15 protein-coding genes and 2 tRNA genes are annotated in these 16457 nt (G+C 72.3%); 3 read left to right on the top strand and 14 right to left on the bottom strand.

Annotation, left to right across the window (positions count from 1 at the left end; translation table 11 throughout):
- Window positions 1-26: 26 nt before the first annotated feature.
- Window positions 27-1667, top strand: coding sequence for an MFS transporter (locus ACZDYF_RS04305; RefSeq protein ID WP_475053845.1), 1641 nt, complete (start codon window positions 27-29; stop codon window positions 1665-1667).
- Here ACZDYF_RS04305 and ACZDYF_RS04300 read toward each other — a convergent pair.
- From ACZDYF_RS04300 to ACZDYF_RS04265, 8 genes are all read right to left on the bottom strand, one after another.
- Window positions 1655-2251, bottom strand: a complete 597-nt coding sequence (locus ACZDYF_RS04300) for a DsbA family protein (RefSeq protein ID WP_191789347.1) — start codon at window positions 2249-2251, stop codon at window positions 1655-1657. The two genes, ACZDYF_RS04305 and ACZDYF_RS04300, sit on opposite strands and share 13 nt — an antisense overlap.
- Window positions 2252-2262: 11 nt before the next feature.
- Window positions 2263-2547 carry an acylphosphatase gene (locus ACZDYF_RS04295; RefSeq protein ID WP_204808194.1) on the bottom strand — a complete coding sequence of 95 codons (285 nt, stop codon included), beginning with the start codon at window positions 2545-2547 and terminating at the stop codon, window positions 2263-2265.
- Window positions 2544-3683: a DUF2235 domain-containing protein gene (locus ACZDYF_RS04290; protein ID WP_475053841.1), complete on the bottom strand. Its 1140-nt coding sequence runs from the start codon at window positions 3681-3683 to the stop codon at window positions 2544-2546. The genes ACZDYF_RS04295 and ACZDYF_RS04290 overlap by 4 nt, the downstream gene beginning before the upstream one ends.
- A 113-nt stretch (window positions 3684-3796) precedes the next feature.
- A complete protein-coding gene (locus tag ACZDYF_RS04285; RefSeq protein WP_191789349.1) occupies window positions 3797-4282 on the bottom strand; it encodes a dsRBD fold-containing protein in 486 nt (161 codons plus the stop codon).
- Window positions 4283-4374: 92 nt separating this feature from the next.
- Complete coding sequence (locus ACZDYF_RS04280; protein ID WP_191789350.1) at window positions 4375-5106, bottom strand: amino acid ABC transporter ATP-binding protein; 732 nt, start codon at window positions 5104-5106, stop codon at window positions 4375-4377.
- Window positions 5103-6041 carry an amino acid ABC transporter permease gene (locus tag ACZDYF_RS04275; protein WP_475053837.1) on the bottom strand — a complete coding sequence of 313 codons (939 nt, stop codon included), beginning with the start codon at window positions 6039-6041 and terminating at the stop codon, window positions 5103-5105. The genes ACZDYF_RS04280 and ACZDYF_RS04275 overlap by 4 nt, the downstream gene beginning before the upstream one ends.
- A 1-nt stretch (window position 6042) precedes the next feature.
- Window positions 6043-6897, bottom strand: coding sequence for an ABC transporter substrate-binding protein (locus ACZDYF_RS04270; RefSeq protein ID WP_475053834.1), 855 nt, complete (start codon window positions 6895-6897; stop codon window positions 6043-6045).
- Between the two features lie 175 nt (window positions 6898-7072).
- Window positions 7073-7567, bottom strand: a complete 495-nt coding sequence (locus ACZDYF_RS04265) for a MarR family winged helix-turn-helix transcriptional regulator (protein ID WP_191789353.1) — start codon at window positions 7565-7567, stop codon at window positions 7073-7075.
- An 18-nt stretch (window positions 7568-7585) separates the two neighbouring features.
- On the opposite strand from ACZDYF_RS04265, the gene ACZDYF_RS04260 reads away from it, so the two are divergent.
- Entirely contained in the window at window positions 7586-8302 is a 717-nt protein-coding gene (locus tag ACZDYF_RS04260) for an NADPH-dependent F420 reductase (RefSeq protein WP_475053830.1), read from the top strand.
- Between the two features lie 82 nt (window positions 8303-8384).
- Here ACZDYF_RS04260 and ACZDYF_RS04255 read toward each other — a convergent pair.
- The 4 genes from ACZDYF_RS04255 to ACZDYF_RS04240 all read right to left on the bottom strand — a co-directional run bounded on the left by ACZDYF_RS04255 (window position 8385) and on the right by ACZDYF_RS04240 (window position 13065).
- Window positions 8385-8458: transfer RNA gene (locus ACZDYF_RS04255), tRNA-Met, on the bottom strand.
- 166 nt (window positions 8459-8624) lie between these two features.
- Window positions 8625-8698 (bottom strand) — tRNA-Met (locus ACZDYF_RS04250).
- A 61-nt stretch (window positions 8699-8759) separates the two neighbouring features.
- Complete coding sequence (locus ACZDYF_RS04245) at window positions 8760-9860, bottom strand: aldose epimerase family protein (protein ID WP_475053828.1); 1101 nt, start codon at window positions 9858-9860, stop codon at window positions 8760-8762.
- A 196-nt stretch (window positions 9861-10056) separates the two neighbouring features.
- Window positions 10057-13065: a UPF0182 family membrane protein gene (locus ACZDYF_RS04240; RefSeq protein WP_475053821.1), complete on the bottom strand. Its 3009-nt coding sequence runs from the start codon at window positions 13063-13065 to the stop codon at window positions 10057-10059.
- Between the two features lie 227 nt (window positions 13066-13292).
- Between ACZDYF_RS04240 and ACZDYF_RS04235 the strand changes: the two genes are divergently transcribed.
- Window positions 13293-13922: a PPA1309 family protein gene (locus tag ACZDYF_RS04235; protein WP_400274593.1), complete on the top strand. Its 630-nt coding sequence runs from the start codon at window positions 13293-13295 to the stop codon at window positions 13920-13922.
- A gap of 189 nt (window positions 13923-14111) precedes the next feature.
- Here ACZDYF_RS04235 and ACZDYF_RS04230 read toward each other — a convergent pair whose 3' ends face one another.
- Complete coding sequence (locus tag ACZDYF_RS04230) at window positions 14112-15245, bottom strand: YlbL family protein (protein WP_475053817.1); 1134 nt, start codon at window positions 15243-15245, stop codon at window positions 14112-14114.
- An 82-nt stretch (window positions 15246-15327) separates the two neighbouring features.
- A complete protein-coding gene (locus tag ACZDYF_RS04225; protein WP_475053814.1) occupies window positions 15328-16449 on the bottom strand; it encodes a Rossmann-fold NAD(P)-binding domain-containing protein in 1122 nt (373 codons plus the stop codon).
- Window positions 16450-16457: the final 8 nt, after the last annotated feature.

Here is a 16457-nt window from a genome sequence, read left to right as displayed (position 1 = left end):
GGGCTCGTGCAGCACCGGAGCAGACCGTGGCTCGAACCGCTGAGCGCGCCACGGGCGTCGTCCTGCTGACGCTCGCCTCGGGCCAGTTCGTCATGACGCTCGACAGCTCGGTCATGAACGTGTCGATCGCGCAGGTCGCGCAGGACGTGGGCACCACGGTCACGGGCATCCAGACCGCCATCACGCTCTACACGCTCGTCATGGCCACGCTCATGATCCCGGGCGGCAAGGTCGGCGGGCTGATCGGGCGCCGTCGGGCATTCGTGCTCGGGTGCATCATCTACGCGTGCGGTTCCTTCACGACCGCCCTCGCGCCGAACCTCGGGGTGCTGATCCTCGGCTGGTCGGTGCTCGAGGGGATCGGCGCGGCGCTCATCATGCCCGCGATCGTCGCGCTCGTCGCCTCGAACTTCGCGGCCCCCGACCGGCCGCGCGCCTACGGGCTGGTCGCGTCCGCGGGCGCCATCGCGGTGGCCGCAGGGCCGCTCGTGGGCGGGCTCGTCACGACGTACTGGACGTGGCGCTACGTGTTCGTCGGCGAGGTCGTGATCGTCGCGGTGATCCTGCTGCTCACGCGCCGGATCGCCGACGCGCCGCTCGGGCCGCGGTTCCGGCTCGACCTGGTCGGCGCGGCTCTGTCCGCGGTCGGCCTCGGTATCGCGGTGTTCGGCGTCCTGCGCTCGGGCGAGTGGGGCTGGGTCCAGACCCGGCCGGGCGGGCCGTCGTGGCTCGGCCTGTCACCGACCATCTGGCTGATCCTGGCCGGGATGCTGGTCGTGCGGCTGTTCTTCGCGTGGGAGCACCGCGTCGTCGCCGCGGGCAAGGAACCGCTCGTGCGGCCCGAGATGCTGCGCAACGCACAGCTCAACGGCGGGCTGACGATGTTCTTCTTCCAGTTCATGCTCCAGGCGGGGCTGTTCTTCACGGTCCCCCTGTACCTGTCGGTCGCCCTCGGGCTCTCCGCGCTCGACACCGGCATCCGCCTCCTGCCCCTGTCCGTGACGCTCCTGCTCGCGGCGGTGGGGATACCGCGCTTCTTCCCGCGCGCCTCGCCCCGCACGGTCGTGCGGTGGGGCGTGGCCGCGCTGCTCGCGGGCATCGTGAGCCTGCTCGCCGGGCTCGAGGTCGGTGCCGGGCCCGAGGTCGTCACGGTCCCGCTCGCCCTCGCGGGGCTCGGCGTCGGGGCGCTGGCCTCGCAGCTCGGGGCCGTGACCGTCTCGGCCGTGCCCGACGAGGAGAGCGGCGACGTCGGCGGGTTGCAGAACACCCTGACCAACCTGGGCGCGTCGCTCGGGACCGCGCTCGCAGGCTCGGTCCTCATCGCGGGACTCACGGCGACCTTCCTCACCGGGGTCGGCGACAACCCCGCGGTGCGGGCCGAGATCGCCGCGACGGCACAGGTCGAGCTCGCGGGCGGCGTCCCGTTCATCTCCGACGCGCAGGTCGAGGAGGCGCTCACGAGCGCAGGGCTCCCGCCCGAGGAGATCGCCGCCCTGACCGAGGAGAACGAGGCCGCCCGCATCACGGGCCTGCGGGCGAGCCTCGCGGTGCTCGCCCTCGTGGCGCTGACGGCGCTGTTCTTCGCGCGACTGATACCGACCGCGCCCGTGGGCGGTCCGGCAGCCCCGAGGAAGGACTCGGACGCCCCCTCGGCTCAGGCGCCCTGACCGGTCGCCGGCCCCGCCGCCCGTCCCGCGTCCGCGAGCGCGGCGGCCACGGCCGACCGGACGCCGTCCTCGGTCACCCGGCCCCGGTACCGCACGCCCTCGACGTACAGCGTGGGGGTCCCCCGCACACCGAGCGCCGTCCCGGCCAGGTAGTCGCGCTCGACGGCGTCACCGTGCTGCTGCGCGGCGTCACCGACGACGCTCGCACCGTCCAGCCCCAGCTTCTGCGCCCAGTGCGCGAGCCCGACGTCGTCGAGCCTGTCCTGGTGCGCGAACAGGAGGTCGTGCATCTCCCAGAACCGTCCCTGCGCCCCGGCCGCCTCGGCCGCGAGCGCCGCCGTGAGCGCGTACGGGTGGACCTCGAACAGCGGGAAGTGACGGAAGACGAGCCGGACCTGGCCGCCCGACTCCTCGACGACCGTCCGCAGGACGGGGGCCGCGTCGTGGCAGTACGGGCACTCGAAGTCGCCGAACTCGACGATCGTCACGAGGGCGTCGAGGGCGCCGAAGACGTGGGCGTCGGGCGGCACGAGCGCGGCTCCGGGGCGGGTCGTCGGATCAGGACGTTCTGCGGGCGAGGTCATGTCCCCCAGCATCACACCGGGTCCTCGTCGATGCGCGCCACCTCTCCGGGCGTCCGGCCGCCGCGGAGCCAGTCCCGCAGCGTCGCGACGGCAGCGGCCTCGCCGCGCGCCGTCACGAGCACGGTCCCGTCGGGGAGGTTCTGCGCGTCGCACGCCAGCCCCAGCGCGGCGGCCTGGCGGGTCGTCGCCCACCGGAAGCCGACGCCCTGGACATGCCCGTGCACGACGACGCGCAGCGTGGTCTCCCGGCGGCCGTCCCGCGGCCGGTCGTCGCCTGCCCTGCCTGCGCCGGTCACGTCAGCACGAGCCGCCGGGGGACGTCCGTGAGCGTCGGGACGGGCTCGACGGCGAGGTCGCTGCCCGCCGCGTCCTTCCACCAGGCGATGTTCACGGCGTGCTCCGCGTAGGTGGACGTGGGGTCGGCGCTGAGCGCGAGGGCGAGGTCGGAGAGCCGCACGTCGTCGACGTACCCCTCGTCGAGAGGCACGCCGGCGAGCAGGCGTCGTGTCCCCCTGAACCGTGGCCGGCGCTTCCACCGCTTGGCCGTGTTGAGCAGGCGGTAGGCCATCCGCGGCGTGAAGCTGCCGACGAGCTCGGTGTCGTCGCCGAGCTGGGCGAGGACCCGGTCGGGGTAGAACGTGAGCCCGCACGCCGCGGCCTCGCCCATCATCCACAGGAGCGCGACGTCGGACAGCCCGGGCGAGGCGTTCCCACCGCCCACGTCGCTGTGCGCTCCCGGGAACCAGACCTGCTTGACGCCGCCCGGCCGGTCGTCGTCGGCCGGGACGTCCCACAGGCACGGCTCGAACGTGAGCCGCCGTTCGTCGATGGCCAGTGCCTGACGCGCGCACTGCACCATGCTCGACAGGCGCACGTCGTGGAACCGGCTCCTGCGGCGGGTGATCCCTGGCACGCCCAACGCCCCCACGGTGTCGAAGACCCCGAGGAACGTGATGGGCACCTGGGGGTAGCAGTGCTTCTCGCGGAACTGCGAGACCCGGGCACGCCTGCCGGGCGAGTGGTCGCGATACAGCGACTCGGCGTCCGCCAGCAGGTTGCCCGCGCCGCGGTCGGCGAGCGCGTCCGCCGTGAGCAGGCCGACGCTCGCGATCATCCCGGCCACGCTGCGCGCGGTGTACGCGCCGCGGCTGAACCCGAACACGTAGACCTCGTCGTCGGGCTCGTAGTTGAGCGCGAGGTCCCGGTAGCCCGCGACGACGTTGCGACTGAGCCCGTAGCCGAACGCCCCGCCCAGCAGCGCGTCGACCCGGTAGCCCCGGGCGCCGACGCCCTCGACCGAGAACACCATCTGCTGGACCCCGTCGGGCCCGATCCCCGTGTGGACCGACCGGGCGATCTTCTCGATGTTCGACACGCTCGCACGGACCGGCGAGTTCCACGTGCCGTCGCAGCAGAGCACCAGGCGCTTCATGGCTCCTCCTCGAACCCTCCCGTCGCCGTCGGCGGGCCTACCTGGAGGGAGCGCGCAGCGGCCCCTGTTGATGCGTCGCCACGGGCGCGGACGAAGAGCCCCGCAGCCCACGCTCAGTGGTGCACGTGCGCGGGCACGCCCGTCGAGCCCTCGATCTCCGTCTCCGCGATGCCGAGCAACCGGTCCGCGAGCGCGCGCAGCGCGCGGGCCGCCGCGACGTGGTCGCCGATCGCCTCGATCTCCGTGTCACCGGGGTCCTTGCGGGCCCTGCCCACGGCGTGGAGCTCGGACGGGACGTCGCCGACCAGGATGGCCTCCGCCGTCGTGCGCCCCTCGCTCTCGACGAGGCTCACCTGGACGTGCCAGGACTTCGCGTGCACCGGGACGACGACCTCGTGCGCCTCGGCGCCCTCGACGGGGGCGCGGACCATGGTGTCGGGCCCCGGGTAGACGAGCGTCCGTTCACCCGTGTCGGCCCACTCGACCAGGTAGGGCGGCGAGCCGTCCTCGTGCTGGACCTCGACGACCATGCCGTCGCGGACCGCGCCGCCGACGACCCCCGAGGCCCGGATGATCCTGTCTCCGACCGCTGCCAACATGTCGCGCCTCCCCGCTGAGGAACCTGCTTCCATGATGCGCGCCGCGCGGCCCGCACGGAAGGGCGGCGTCCCCGTGGCCGGCCCAGTCGCGGTCAGCGCAGCCGGCGCAGGAACTCCCGGGTCCGCTCGCGCTGCGGGTCGCCGAGGACCTGCTCGGGCGTGCCGCGCTCGTGCACGCGCCCCTGGTGCAGGAAGCAGACCTCGTCGGCGACCTCGCGCGCGAAGCCCATCTCGTGGGTCGCGACGAGCATCGTCACGCCCTCGGCACGCAGGTCCGCGAGCAGGTCGAGGACCTCGCCCACGAGCTCGGGGTCGAGCGCCGAGGTGACCTCGTCGAGCAGCAGGAGCTCGGGCGAGGACACGAGCGCCCGCGCGATCGCGGCCCGCTGCTGCTCTCCCCCGCTGAGCTGGTCGGGGTAGGCCGTCATGCGGTGCGCGAGGCCGACCCGGCGCAGCATGGCCTCGGCCGCGGCCTCGGCCTCGGCGCGACCCCGCTTGTGCACGAGGCGCGGGGCGAGGGTCACGTTGTCCATGACCTTCATGTGCGGGAAGAGGTTGTAGGACTGGAACACCAGGCCCATGCGCGCCCGGACGACGTTCGCGTCGAGACGCGGGTCGGCGACGTCCTGCCCGTCGAGCAGGATCTCGCCGTCGTCGATCTCCTCCAGGAGGTTCACGACGCGCAGCAGCGTCGACTTGCCCGAGCCCGACGCCCCGACGAGCACGACGCAGCGGTGCTCGTCGACGTCGAGGTCGATCTCGTCGAGCACGAGGCGCTCGCCGTACGTCTTGCGGATCCCGCGCAGGGACAGCAGGTGGCTCATCGGATGGCCCCCGCCCCGCTCACGGTCGCGAGCGACCCGCGCCAGCCCTGGCGGGCCGAGTACACGTCGACGACGCGCGTGAGCGGGATCGAGACGAGCAGGAAGAGGACACCCGCCACCACGTAGGGCGTGAAGTTGTAGCTGCCCGACGCCGCGATCTGCGCGGCCCGGATCGCGTCCACGGCGCCCAGGATCGAGATGAGCCCCGAGTCCTTCTGGAGCGAGACGAGGTTGCTCGCGAGCGGCGCGGTCACGTGGCGCACGGCCTGCGGCAGCACGACCTTGCGGGTCGTCTGCGCGCGGGTCAGCCCGAGCGAGCGCGCGGCCGAGACCTGGGAGGGGTGCACCGACTCGATCCCGGCCCGGAACACCTCGGCGAGGTACGCGGTGTACGTGAGGATGATCGCGAGCGCACCGAGGAACGCCCCCGACGTCGGCAACCACTCGAGGCGCAGCGCCGGCAGCCCGAACCCGACGAGCAGCAGGACCAGCAGCAGCGGCACGCCGCGGAACACGTCGACGTACGCGACCGCGAACGCGCGCAGCGGGAACAGCGCCGGGACGCGGCTCGTGCGGATCACGGCGAGCGCCATGCCGAGCACCATCCCGACGACCGACGCCACGACCCACACCCGCAGGTTGAGCCACAGCCCCTCGGCGATCGCGGGCAGCGAGTCCCACGCGCTGGCCGGGGAGAAGAACGCGTCGCGCGTGCGCTCCCACCCGGGGGCCGTGGTCACCACGACGTACAGGACCGCGACCACGACCACGGTCGAGAGCGTGGACACCCACGCTGCCCGACGGCGCCGCGCACGCCGGTAGGAGTCCCTCGCCACCGCGCGCGCAGACGGGGTCCAGCCCGCGCTCGCGTGGTGAGCGCCGCCGTCGGGCTTGCTGTCCTCGGGCGGTGCGACGCCCGGAGCGCCCCCGCTCACCTCAGCCCAGCTCGGGGATGTCGTCCGACTTGAGCCACGTGGTGCGCAGCTCGGCGAGCGTGCCGTCCTCCTCGAGCGAGTCGACCGCGGCCGAGACGCAGTCCGTGAGCACGGAGCCCAGGTCCAGGACCAGGCCGTACTGCTCGACCGTGCCCTGGTCCGGCAGGGTGCCGATGACCACGGACTCGGGGAAGTACTCGGTCGAGGCCGCGACGCCCTGGTCGACGTCCATGACCATGACGTCGATCGTGCCCGACTGCAGGGCCGTCATGCCGTCGCCCGCACCGTTGAACGGGACGATGTTCGCGTCGTCGCCGAACGCGGCCTTCGCGAGCGTGAGGCTCGTCTGGGCGGCCGTGACGCCGATCCGCAGGTCCTTGAGTTCGTCGAGCGTCGTGGCCGAGGCGTACGGGCCGGCCTCCTGCACGATCACGCCCTGGCGGGTCGTGAGGTAGGGGCTCGAGAAGTCGACGGCCTTGCGGCGCTCGTCCGAGATGGACGTCTGCCACGCGGCGAAGTCGAACTCCTTGATGCTGGGGCTGACGATCTGCTCGAACGTCACGAGCTCCCACTCGACGTCGTCCTCGGCGTAGCCGAGCCGGTCGGCGACCTCGTAGACGAGCGCGGACTCGAAGCCCTCGCCGCTGTCGTGCTCGCCGATGTACCAGGGCGAGTACGCCTCGCCCGCGGCGACGGTCAACTTGCCGTCGGTGTGCGTGGGCAGCGCGCCCGGCTCGCACGTGGGCGTCGAGCCGGCCGAACCGGCGTCGTTCGAGGAGTCGTCGGCGGAGCAGCCCGCGAGGAGCAGGGCGGTCGAGACGGCTGCGACGGGCAGCACGGCGTTCAGGCGGCGCATGAGGACCTTCCAGGGTCAGGAGGGTGACGAGGCGGCTCCGGACGGCCGCGGGTGACGCGCGCTGCCGGGACTCACCGGAGGACGACTCTACGCCGGTCCCATGCGGTGAGACAGGGGCGTGGCGCGCGGTGAGACGGTGGGTCGCGTCACACCGTCGCGCCGCCCCTGCGTCGACTCAGTCCTCGGGGAGGTGGAGCGCGTCGAGCCGCCCCTCGGTGTCGAGCGACTCGAGGATCGAGCGCGCGATCTGGTCGAGCTGGTCGACCTGCTCCGGGGTGAGGCGGTCGATGATGTGCTCGCGGACCGTGCCGACGTGGCCGGGGGCCGTCGCGACGACCTTGTCCCACCCGGCGTCGGTCAGGACCGCGAGCGTGGCCCGGCGGTCCTCGGGGCAGGGCGAGCGCTCGACGTAGCCGCGACCCTCGAGACGCTTCACCACGTGCGACAGGCGCGGCAGGGTCGCGTTGGTCTTGAGCGCGAGGTCCGTCATGCGCAGCGTGTGGTCGGGCGCCTCGGAGAGCATCGCGAGCACGAGGTACTCGAAGTGGGTGAGCTGCGCGTCGCGCTGGAGCTGGGCGTCGAGCACGCCGGGGAGGAGCTCGGAGACGGCCTGGAGGCGCATCCAGGTCCGCAGCTCGCGGGGGGAGAGCCATCGCACGTCGTCGGTCATGGGACCAGTCTACCGGCAATGGTTGACACGACAACTAAGCGGGTCTACGTTAGTTGTATCAACAACCAATCACGCCGGTCCGGTATCGGCGTCGCAGCCCCGGAGGACTTCATGACCAGCATCACGATCATCGGCGCAGGGAACATCGCAGCAGGCGTGGCACGCATCGGACTCGACGCCGGCGCACAGGTCCAGGTCCTGGCGCGCGACGCCGAGAAGGCCGCAGCACTCGGCTCGGGCGACTCGTTCACCTCGGGCGTCGTGGGTGACGAGATCACGGGCGACCTCGTGGTCCTCGCGCTCCCCTACCCCGCCGTGCCCAAGATCCTCGCGCAGTACGCCGGCCGGCTCGACGGCAAGGTCCTCGTCGACCCGACCAACCCCGTCGACTTCGCGACGTTCGACTCGCTCGTCGTGCCCGCCGACTCCTCGGCCGCCGCCCAGATCGCCGCGCTCGCCCCGACCGCCACGGTCGTCAAGGCGTTCAACACGAACTTCGCCTCGACCCTCGCGAGCGGCAAGGTCGCCGACCAGTCGACCACCGTGCTCGTCGCGGGCGACGACAACGACGCCAAGGCCACGCTCGTCGACCTCGTCCGCGCAGGCGGCCTCAAGGGAGTCGACGCCGGGTCGCTCAAGCGCGCCCGCGAGCTCGAAGCCCTCGGGTTCGTCCAGATGACGCTCGCCGGCTCCGGCGCGACCCAGTGGACGACCGGCTTCACGCTCGCCGACTGACGCGGCGCCCTGCACCCTGGGCGAGACCCCGGGAATGACGAAGGCCCGGTCCAGCATGTCTGCTGGACCGGGCCTTCCTTTGTAGCGGGGGCAGGATTTGAACCTGCGACCTCTGGGTTATGAGCCCAGCGAGCTACCGAGCTGCTCCACCCCGCGTCGGTGAACACCACTCTACGCGACCTTTCGCCCCTGCCGTGACCAGGGCACCTGTCGGGCACGTCACACGCGGACGGCGCATGGGTCCGGCGTTCATTCTCCACGGGTCATCCCGGGAATGACGAAGGCCCGGTCCAGCATTCCTGCTGAACCGGGCCTTCCTTTGTAGCGGGGGCAGGATTTGAACCTGCGACCTCTGGGTTATGAGCCCAGCGAGCTACCGAGCTGCTCCACCCCGCGTCGGTAAACACCACCTTACGGGACAGGGGCCGGGGCGCCAAATCGGGCACCGCGGCACCGATCAGGAGCGGCGCGGGGCGACGATCCCGACCCCGAAGCGGAACACGCGCTCCTCCCCCGGCGCGAGCCGGACGTCCTGCTCGCAGTCCTCGCGGTTGAACGCGTTCGTCAGGCTCTCGACGGGTTCGAGCGCGATCGACGCCCGCGCCCGCTCGTCCAGCCCGTCGCCCGTGTACACGTGCATGTTGCCGCGCTCCTGCCACAGCTCGAGGCCCGCGCCGGTCGACGGGTCGAGGACGCGCGTCCTCGCACGCCCGTCCGCGTCGGTCACGAGATCGGTGAACGCGGTGTCGAGACAGGTCCCGGCAAGAGCAACCGGCCCGACGGCGTCACGCACCACCCGGGCCGCGTCGCCGTGGAGCGGAAGAAGCGTCGCGTCGGTCGCAACCGTCGCACGGGCGGGCACGTCCAGCTCCAGGCCGTCGATCGTGTCGTGGCCGGGGATGCGGAAGTACGGGTGCCAGCCGGCCGTGACGGGCGCCGCGTCCCGCCCGAGGTTGCGGTAGGTCCACGTCACGTCGAGCGTGCGCTCGGTCAGCTCGAAGCGGATCCGGGTCTCGAGGTCGAACGGGTACCCGGCGAGGTCGGCGCCCCGGATCTCGGTCGCGAGGGTCAGGGCCACAGGCCCCGCCTCGGTCGCGTCGCCTGGGCCGCTCGTGCCGTCGAGGGCACCTGCGCCGTCGACGCCGTCGGTGCTACGCAGGGCCCCCTCGCCCTCTGGCACGACCTCCCAGTCGAGCACGCGCGCGAACCCGTGCATGGTCTGGGTCTCCCCCGGGGCGACGGGCGGGACGTGGTGCGTGACGCCGTCGAACACGTAGGTGCCGCCCGCGATGCGGTTCGCGAACGGGAACATCAGGCCGGACCGGGTCGCGTCCTGGGCGAGAAGGGCCCGCTCGGTCGCGTACCCGTCGAGGAGGTCGACGACGTCGTGCGGCTCCGCGGACGACCGGTTCCAGGGGGCCCGCCACGCGAGGACCGTCGCGCCGCGCAGCGCGACGACGAGCTCGGCTCCGGAGGGGTGGACGAGCGCGACCGTCGGCAGTGCGCCGAGCGTTCCCTCGACGATGTAAGCGTTGCTGCAAACGGTTGCACTGGTCATGAGGCCCCATGCTCGTCTGATGTACCAGAAATGACAAGCCGTCGTCGTGGTGGGCGCGCGCAGCGACCCCGGCGAGCGCGTCTCTCACCCTCGGCACGGACGACGGACGCCGCCCCCGACCCTCAGGTCAGGAGCGGCGTCCGTCGTCAGCCCGGTCGAGTCGGCGGTCACCCGACGGGCGACCGCCCCTCGTGCGTCACGGCGTCTCGGTGCCCAACGACTCCTCGGCGGCGATCGCCGACTCGAGCGCGGACTGCAGGCGTTCCTGCGACTCGCCGTAGGCGGCGAAGTCACCCTCTGCGAGGGCGGCCTGACCGTCCTTGATCGCCTGGCTGGCGGCCTGGAGAGCCTGGTCGAGCTGCGCACGCGCCTCGGGGTTCTCCGTGACGGGCGGCGTGGTGCCCGTCCCGGTGTCGGTGCCGTCCGTGGGCGGCGGCGTCTCGCCGTCGGTCGGGATGACCGGGGCGACCTCCCCACCCGCGTCACCGGCCGAGGCCCCGGACTCGCCGCCGAAGACCTGGTTGAGGGCCTCGTCGAGCGTGTCCGCGAACCCGACCTGGTCACCGAAGCTGACCAGAACCTTGCGCAGCAGCGGGAACTTGGTGCCCTCGGACGCCTGCACGTACACGGGCTGCACGTAGAGCAGACCGCCGCCCACGGGGAGCGTGAGCAGGTTGCCGTGGATCACGGTCGAGTTGCCGCGGCTGAGGATGTTCAGCTCGTTGGACACCGTGGGGTCCGAGTCGAACGTGTTCTGCACCTGCCCCGGTCCGGGGACCGTGGCGTTGCGTGGCAGCTCCAGGAGCCTGAGCTTTCCGTACGACTCGGCCTTCACCCCGGCCGTGCTCCCCGCCTCCGCATCGACCGCGAGGAACCCGGTGAGGATCTCTCGGTCGGAGTTACCGCCCGGGATGAACGTCGTCATGAGGGAGAACGCGGGGTTCTCCTGACCGGGCATCTGCAGCGTCAGATAGTACGGCGGCTGGTAGGGCTTGGTGCCGGTGCCGCGCACGGTGGGGTCGCGCGGGACGTTCCAGAAGTCCTGACCGGAGAAGAACTCGCGGGCGTCGTCGACGTGGTAGCTCGTGAGCAGCGCACGCTGGACCTTGAACATGTCCTCGGGGTAGCGCAGGTGGCTCATGAGGTCGCCGCTGATCTCGGAGATCGGCTTGAGCGACGTCGGGAACACGTTGTCCCACGCCTGGAGGATGGGGTCCTCGGTGTCCCACGCGTAGAGGTCGACCGAACCGTCGTAGGCGTCGACCGTGGCCTTGACCGAGTTGCGGATGTAGTTGACCTGCTGGGGCGCGAGCGCCGCGACCGACTGCGAGTTGACCGTCAGGGTGTCCTGCGTCGCCTCGTCGAGCGGGCGCGACGCCGAGTACGGGTAGGAGTTCGTCGTGGTGTACCCGTCGACGATCCACTTGACCCGGCCGTCCACGACGGCCGGGTAGACCTTGCCGTCGAGCGTCAGGTACGGCGCGACCTTGGCGACACGGTCGCGGGGCGACCGGTCGTACAGGATCTGCGAGTCGGCCGTCACGCGGTCGGAGAAGAGGATCTGCTCGGAGCCGAACTTCAGGGCGTAGAGCAGCTTGTTGCCGAACGAGCCGACGCTGGGGCCAGCGACGGCCCCGTCCTCGGCACCGAACGTGTTGTTGACCTGGCCGCCCGCCTCGTCGTCCGGGTAGTCGAACTCCCAGGGCTTGGTGCCCTCGGGGGCGCCGACGATCGAGTACTGGGTCGAGTCCGGGCTGAAGTAGATGCGCGGCTCGTACTCGGGCAGCGAGCCCACCGACGGGATGTCGCCCTCGTAGAACGCGGGCTGGCCGCCCGGGCCGATCTGGTTGCCGTACGCGGCCACGACGCCGTACCCGTGCGTGTACACCGTGTGGTCGTTGACCCAGTTGCGCTGGCTCGCACCGAGGCCCTCGAGGTTGAGCTCGCGGACCGCGATCACGGTGTCGCGGCTCTGGCCGTCGATCATGTACCGGTCGACCGAGAGGGTCTCCTGGAAGTTGTAGTACTGCTTGTTCTGCTGGAGCTGACGGAACGTCGGGCTGACGATCTGCGGGTCGAGCAGGCGGATGGACGCCGTGGTGTCGGCGTCGGCGCGCAGCGCGCCGGCCTCGGCCTGGGTCTTCGCGTCGTAGTTGGACGCCTCGACCCCGTCGAGCCCGAACGCGGTCTTGGTCGCGTCGATGTTCCGCTGGATGTACTCGGCCTCGAACTCCTGCGCGTTCGGGTTGACCTGGAAGCGCTGGACGACCGCCGGGTAGATCCCGCCGATCGCGATCGCGGACACGACCATGAGCCCCACACCGATCGCGGGCAGGCGCCAGTTGCCGCGGACCGCGGTCGCCACGAACAGCAGCGCGACGAGGATCGCGACACCCGTCAGGATCGCCTTGGACGGGATGACGGCGTTGACGTCGGCGTACGAGGCGCCGTCGAACTTGTCACCCGTCGTGGTCAGCAACGAGTAGCGGTCGAGCCAGTAGTTCGCACCGATGAGCAGCATGAGGACCGCGGCCGTGACCGAGAGCTGCACACGCGCGGCCTTGGTCGTGCGCGGGCCGCTGCCCGCGCCGCCACCGATGCGGACCCCGCCGTACAGGTAGTGGGTCGCCAGGGCGCCGATGCCGGCGATGATGACCGCAGCCATGAGGAAGCCCACCGTGAAGCGCAGCACGGGAAGCGTGAAGACGAAGAACGAGATGTCCAGGCCCCACTGCGGGTCCTTGGTGCCGAACGGCACCGAGTTGAGCGCCAGGAGCACCGTGCTCCACTGCGAGGACGCCGCCGCACCGGCGAAGAACCCGATGAGCGCCGGGCCCGCGATCGTCACGACCTTGCGCAGCGGCTCGATCGCCTCGCGGTACTGGTCGAGCGTGGCCTGCTCGGGCGTCGAGGGCGCGTAGATGGGGCGTGACCTGTACGCGAGCGACAGCGACAGGAAGACGAGTCCGCCCATCACGAGGAAGCCGCCGACGAACAGCGCCGCACGGGTACCCCACTCGGTCCACAGGACGCCTTCGAAGCCCAGCTGGGTGAACCAGAGGACCTCGGTCCAGAACTGCGCGAGCAGGAACAGCAGGAGGACGAGGGCAGCCACGACGGCAACGGCTATGCCGAGCGGGCTACGACGTCTGCGGGAGCCGGCCTCGGACCCCGAAGGGCGTCGTGGCGCTGCGGCGAATGACACGGTGGGCTTACCTCTTTGCGTTCGGTCGAGCGTCAGGTCGTCAGGCGTCGGTACCTGTCCGCGCCGGGCCCACGACCACCGGATTCACAGGCGGTCCACGGTCTCGACAGGGTCAGGCCACAGGCCGTCCATCTCGTCAACGGCCCACAGCGGTTCCAGGTTCCCACACGTACCTGGCCGCGACCCGTCGACTGCGCCGACGCCGTCGGGCCTGCGATGCTGGGGCCATGGCAGACACGACCTCCCCCGCGCCCGACCAGCCCGCCCCGAGCACTTCCCGATCCGCCGACGGCGTCCCCGACGACGCCCCCGCCCCCATCGTCCCCCTCGCGCAGCTCGCGCTCGCCGACGCCGTGCGCGACGTCGAGGCGCACGTCGCCGCCGACGGCTGGGACGCTCCCCCGCGCGTGTTCGCGCTCGTCCGCACGGCCGACGCGATGGCCGCCGACCCGGGCCTGGCCGACCGCCTCCCGCCCGAGGTCGTGACCGCGGCGCGCGGCATCCCGGACCACCTGGTCTCGGTCGAGCAGGAGGGCCTGCCCGACGTCGAGACGCTCGAGGACCTGCTCGCCGGCATCTCGTGGCCCGACACGGTCGACGGCGCCGCGATCGTCGCCGAGCGCGTCATCCTGCCCCCGTCTGCCGAGGAGGGCCTGCCCACCGACCCGGCCGCGGCCCTCGCCTACCTGTCGTCGCACCCCGACCGCCAGGACGTGCGCCTCGCGGTCGGCGTCCTGCGTGACGGGACCCCGTGGTGCGCGGTCCGCACTCGCGCCAACGACGACGGCGACGACGTCGCGTTCGGCCCCGACCTGGTGCCCGGCCTGATCGAGGGGCTGCGCGCGACGTTCGAGTAGCCGCCCGGCGCCGGTTCGCCAGAGCGCGTGCAGAGCGCGGAGCGTGCACGAGGGAGAAGCCCGAGGGGCCGGACGACGTGGTCGTCCGGCCCTTCGGGTCGTCCAGCGGTCGCGCGGTGGGCGTCCGGCGGTCGCGCCGCGGTCTGGCTCAGCGCCCTGACGGACCCCGCCGGACCGGCGACCGCCGCGTCACGAGCACGTCGGCAGGCCCTCGCCCTCGCCCGCGCCGATCGCGACCATCGCGTCGCGTGCCTCCTCGAGCGTCGAGACCTTGACCACGTTCAGCCCCTCGGGCACGTTGCCCACGACCTCGTCGCAGTTCGACTCGGGGGCGAGGAACCACGTGGCACCGTCACGCTGGGCACCGTAGAGCTTCTGCTGGATGCCACCGATGGGCCCCACGTTCCCCTCGACGCTCATGGTGCCGGTCCCGGCGATCACGGTGCCGTTCGCCTCGTCCTCGGGCGTGAGCCGGTCGATGATCCCGAGCGCGAACATGGTCCCCGCGCTGGGGCCCCCGATGTCCTCGATCTGGATCGAGACGTCGACCGGGAGGTCGAAGGCCGGGTCGATGAAGACCCCGAGGATCGCCTTGCCGTCGGCCTCCTGCGTGGTGATCGTCAGGTCCTTGCTCTCGCCGCCACGCTCGACCCCGAGCACGACGTCGTCACCCGGCGTCACGGTCGCGAGCTCGTCGATGAGGTCCTGGTACGTCACGACGCCCTTGCCGTTCACGGTCGTGATGACGTCCCCGGTCTCGACGACCCCCTCCGCGCCGGTGTCCTTCGCGGCGCCCTGGATCGTGAGGGTCGCGGGCACCTCGTAGCCCAGCTCGGTCAGCGCCGCGACGGTCGCCGTCTCCTGCGAGGAGAGCATCTCCTGCTGGCTCTCCTGCTCGCTCTGCTCCTTGGTCACGTCGCGCGGGAACGTCTCCTCGACGGGGCGCACCGAGCGCGACGTCGAGGCCCAGCCCTCGACGACCTGGACGAGGTTCGCCGGGTAGCCCGGCCCGCCCGCGACCGACACCGTGGTGAGCAGCAGCTCGCCGGTCGAGTCGTACGTCTCGGCGCCCTCGATCTGGATGAGGTCCTGGTCGTTCTGTGCACCGAGGGTGTCCTGCGTGGGTCCCGGCGAACGCACGACGTACGGCGCGGGCATGACGGCCAGGCCCGCGACCAGGAGGGTCGTGGCCAGCACGGAGATGCCGAGCGTGAGCGAACGGCGCGTCACGGGCGGGGGCGTGTAGTCCTCGTCGGGTGCGGGGCCGAACGGGTCGGCAGCGCCTGCGGGCTCGTGCGGTTCGCGGGAGAACGGATCTGTCACGTCGCTATCATCCCCGAGAATCCTGGACGTTCGCTGGCGGTCCGCCGGAAGGAACCTTGCGCCTGTCCGACGGCGCCGCGACTCACCGCCGTCGGGCCTGACGCCAGATCGCGGCGGTGCCCAGGAGCGCGACCGCAGCCCCAGCCGCCCCGAGCGCGGCCGCGTCCCGACCACCGACCCGGCGCCCGACGAGCGCGATCCGCCCGCGGACCTCCTCCATGAGGACGTCCACGCCCTCGGCGCTCGACCAGGTGGGCTCCCAGCCGGCCTCGTGCAGTCCGCGGGCCGCGACGGTCCACGGGTGCACCACGTAGGCCAGGTCGCTCGCCGGAGAGGGCAGCACGCCCACCCGGTGCAGGCGTTCCGCCGCGCCGAACGCGGTCGCGGCGGGCAAGGTCACGTTCGCGAGCCCCGTGCGCTCGACGAGCTCGGCGGGGGTCACGACGTCGGGCGCGCCGTCCGTGAGCGCCCCGGCCGTGAACGTCCCGGTCAGGCCACGTGCCATGACCACCCGGACGGCCGCGACCAGGTCGTCGGTGTGCAGGAGCTGCCACGGGCGGTCGCTGCCCTTGACGGTCAGGAGCCGAGGGGCCTCGAAGTGGCGGGTCAGGATCGTGTCGACACCGGGGCCGACGACCATCGCGGGCCGCAGGACCGCGAGACGCACGTCCGAGGTCCCGGCGGCGCGGGGCTCGCCGGCGGCGTCGACGAGCGTCTCGACCAGGGCGTCCTCGAACGCCACGAGGTCCGCGACGAAGCCCGCCGCGTCGGCCGAGACCGGGTCGTCGTCCTCGATCACGGGGCGGTCGGCGCCCGCGCCGTGCACGGTCGCCGACGTGACCGCGACGACCTGCTCGACCCCGTGCCGCGCCGCGGCCCGCGCGGCACGCTGCGCCTGCTCGACAAGGTGCGTCCGTCGTGTCTCTCCCTTGACGACCTTGATGCCGAACTCCCCGGCGGGCGCCACGACCACGAGCGTCCGCGCCCCCTCGACCCACGGGGCGGACAGGTCGTTGGCCTCGACCGGCGCGATCTCGGGCCCGCGACCACCGAGCGCGGCACGCAGGAGCGCGGCGACCCGCCCCTCGCCCACGACGACGGTCGCGTCGTCGGCCCGCTCTCGGGGTGCGTCGTGCTCGTCGTCCTCGCCCGGCGCGGGAGCGGGGTCCGCGCTGCGCCGTGAGCGAACCGGGCCCTCCGACATGCCTCGAC

Source organism: Oerskovia sp. PE-21s, assembly GCF_056158145.1.
The sequence above is the reverse complement of the archived record's forward strand: the minus strand, read 5'-3'. Positions and strand labels throughout refer to the sequence as shown.

Bases quoted from the DNA above. Each gene is read 5' to 3' on its own strand.
- ACZDYF_RS04300 (WP_191789347.1), bottom strand. From the start codon at position 2,251: ATGACCTCGCCCGCAGAACGTCCTGATCCGACGACCCGCCCCGGAGCC.
- ACZDYF_RS04290 (WP_475053841.1), bottom strand. From the start codon at position 3,683: ATGAAGCGCCTGGTGCTCTGCTGCGACGGCACGTGGAACTCGCCGGTC.
- ACZDYF_RS04285 (WP_191789349.1), bottom strand. From the start codon at position 4,282: ATGTTGGCAGCGGTCGGAGACAGGATCATCCGGGCCTCGGGGGTCGTC.
- ACZDYF_RS04280 (WP_191789350.1), bottom strand. From the start codon at position 5,106: ATGAGCCACCTGCTGTCCCTGCGCGGGATCCGCAAGACGTACGGCGAG.
- ACZDYF_RS04270 (WP_475053834.1), bottom strand. From the start codon at position 6,897: ATGCGCCGCCTGAACGCCGTGCTGCCCGTCGCAGCCGTCTCGACCGCC.
- ACZDYF_RS04265 (WP_191789353.1), bottom strand. From the start codon at position 7,567: ATGACCGACGACGTGCGATGGCTCTCCCCCCGCGAGCTGCGGACCTGG.
- ACZDYF_RS04260 (WP_475053830.1), top strand. From the start codon at position 7,586: ATGGTTGACACGACAACTAAGCGGGTCTACGTTAGTTGTATCAACAAC.
- ACZDYF_RS04245 (WP_475053828.1), bottom strand. From the start codon at position 9,860: ATGACCAGTGCAACCGTTTGCAGCAACGCTTACATCGTCGAGGGAACG.
- ACZDYF_RS04235 (WP_400274593.1), top strand. From the start codon at position 13,293: ATGGCAGACACGACCTCCCCCGCGCCCGACCAGCCCGCCCCGAGCACT.
- ACZDYF_RS04225 (WP_475053814.1), bottom strand. From the start codon at position 16,449: ATGTCGGAGGGCCCGGTTCGCTCACGGCGCAGCGCGGACCCCGCTCCC.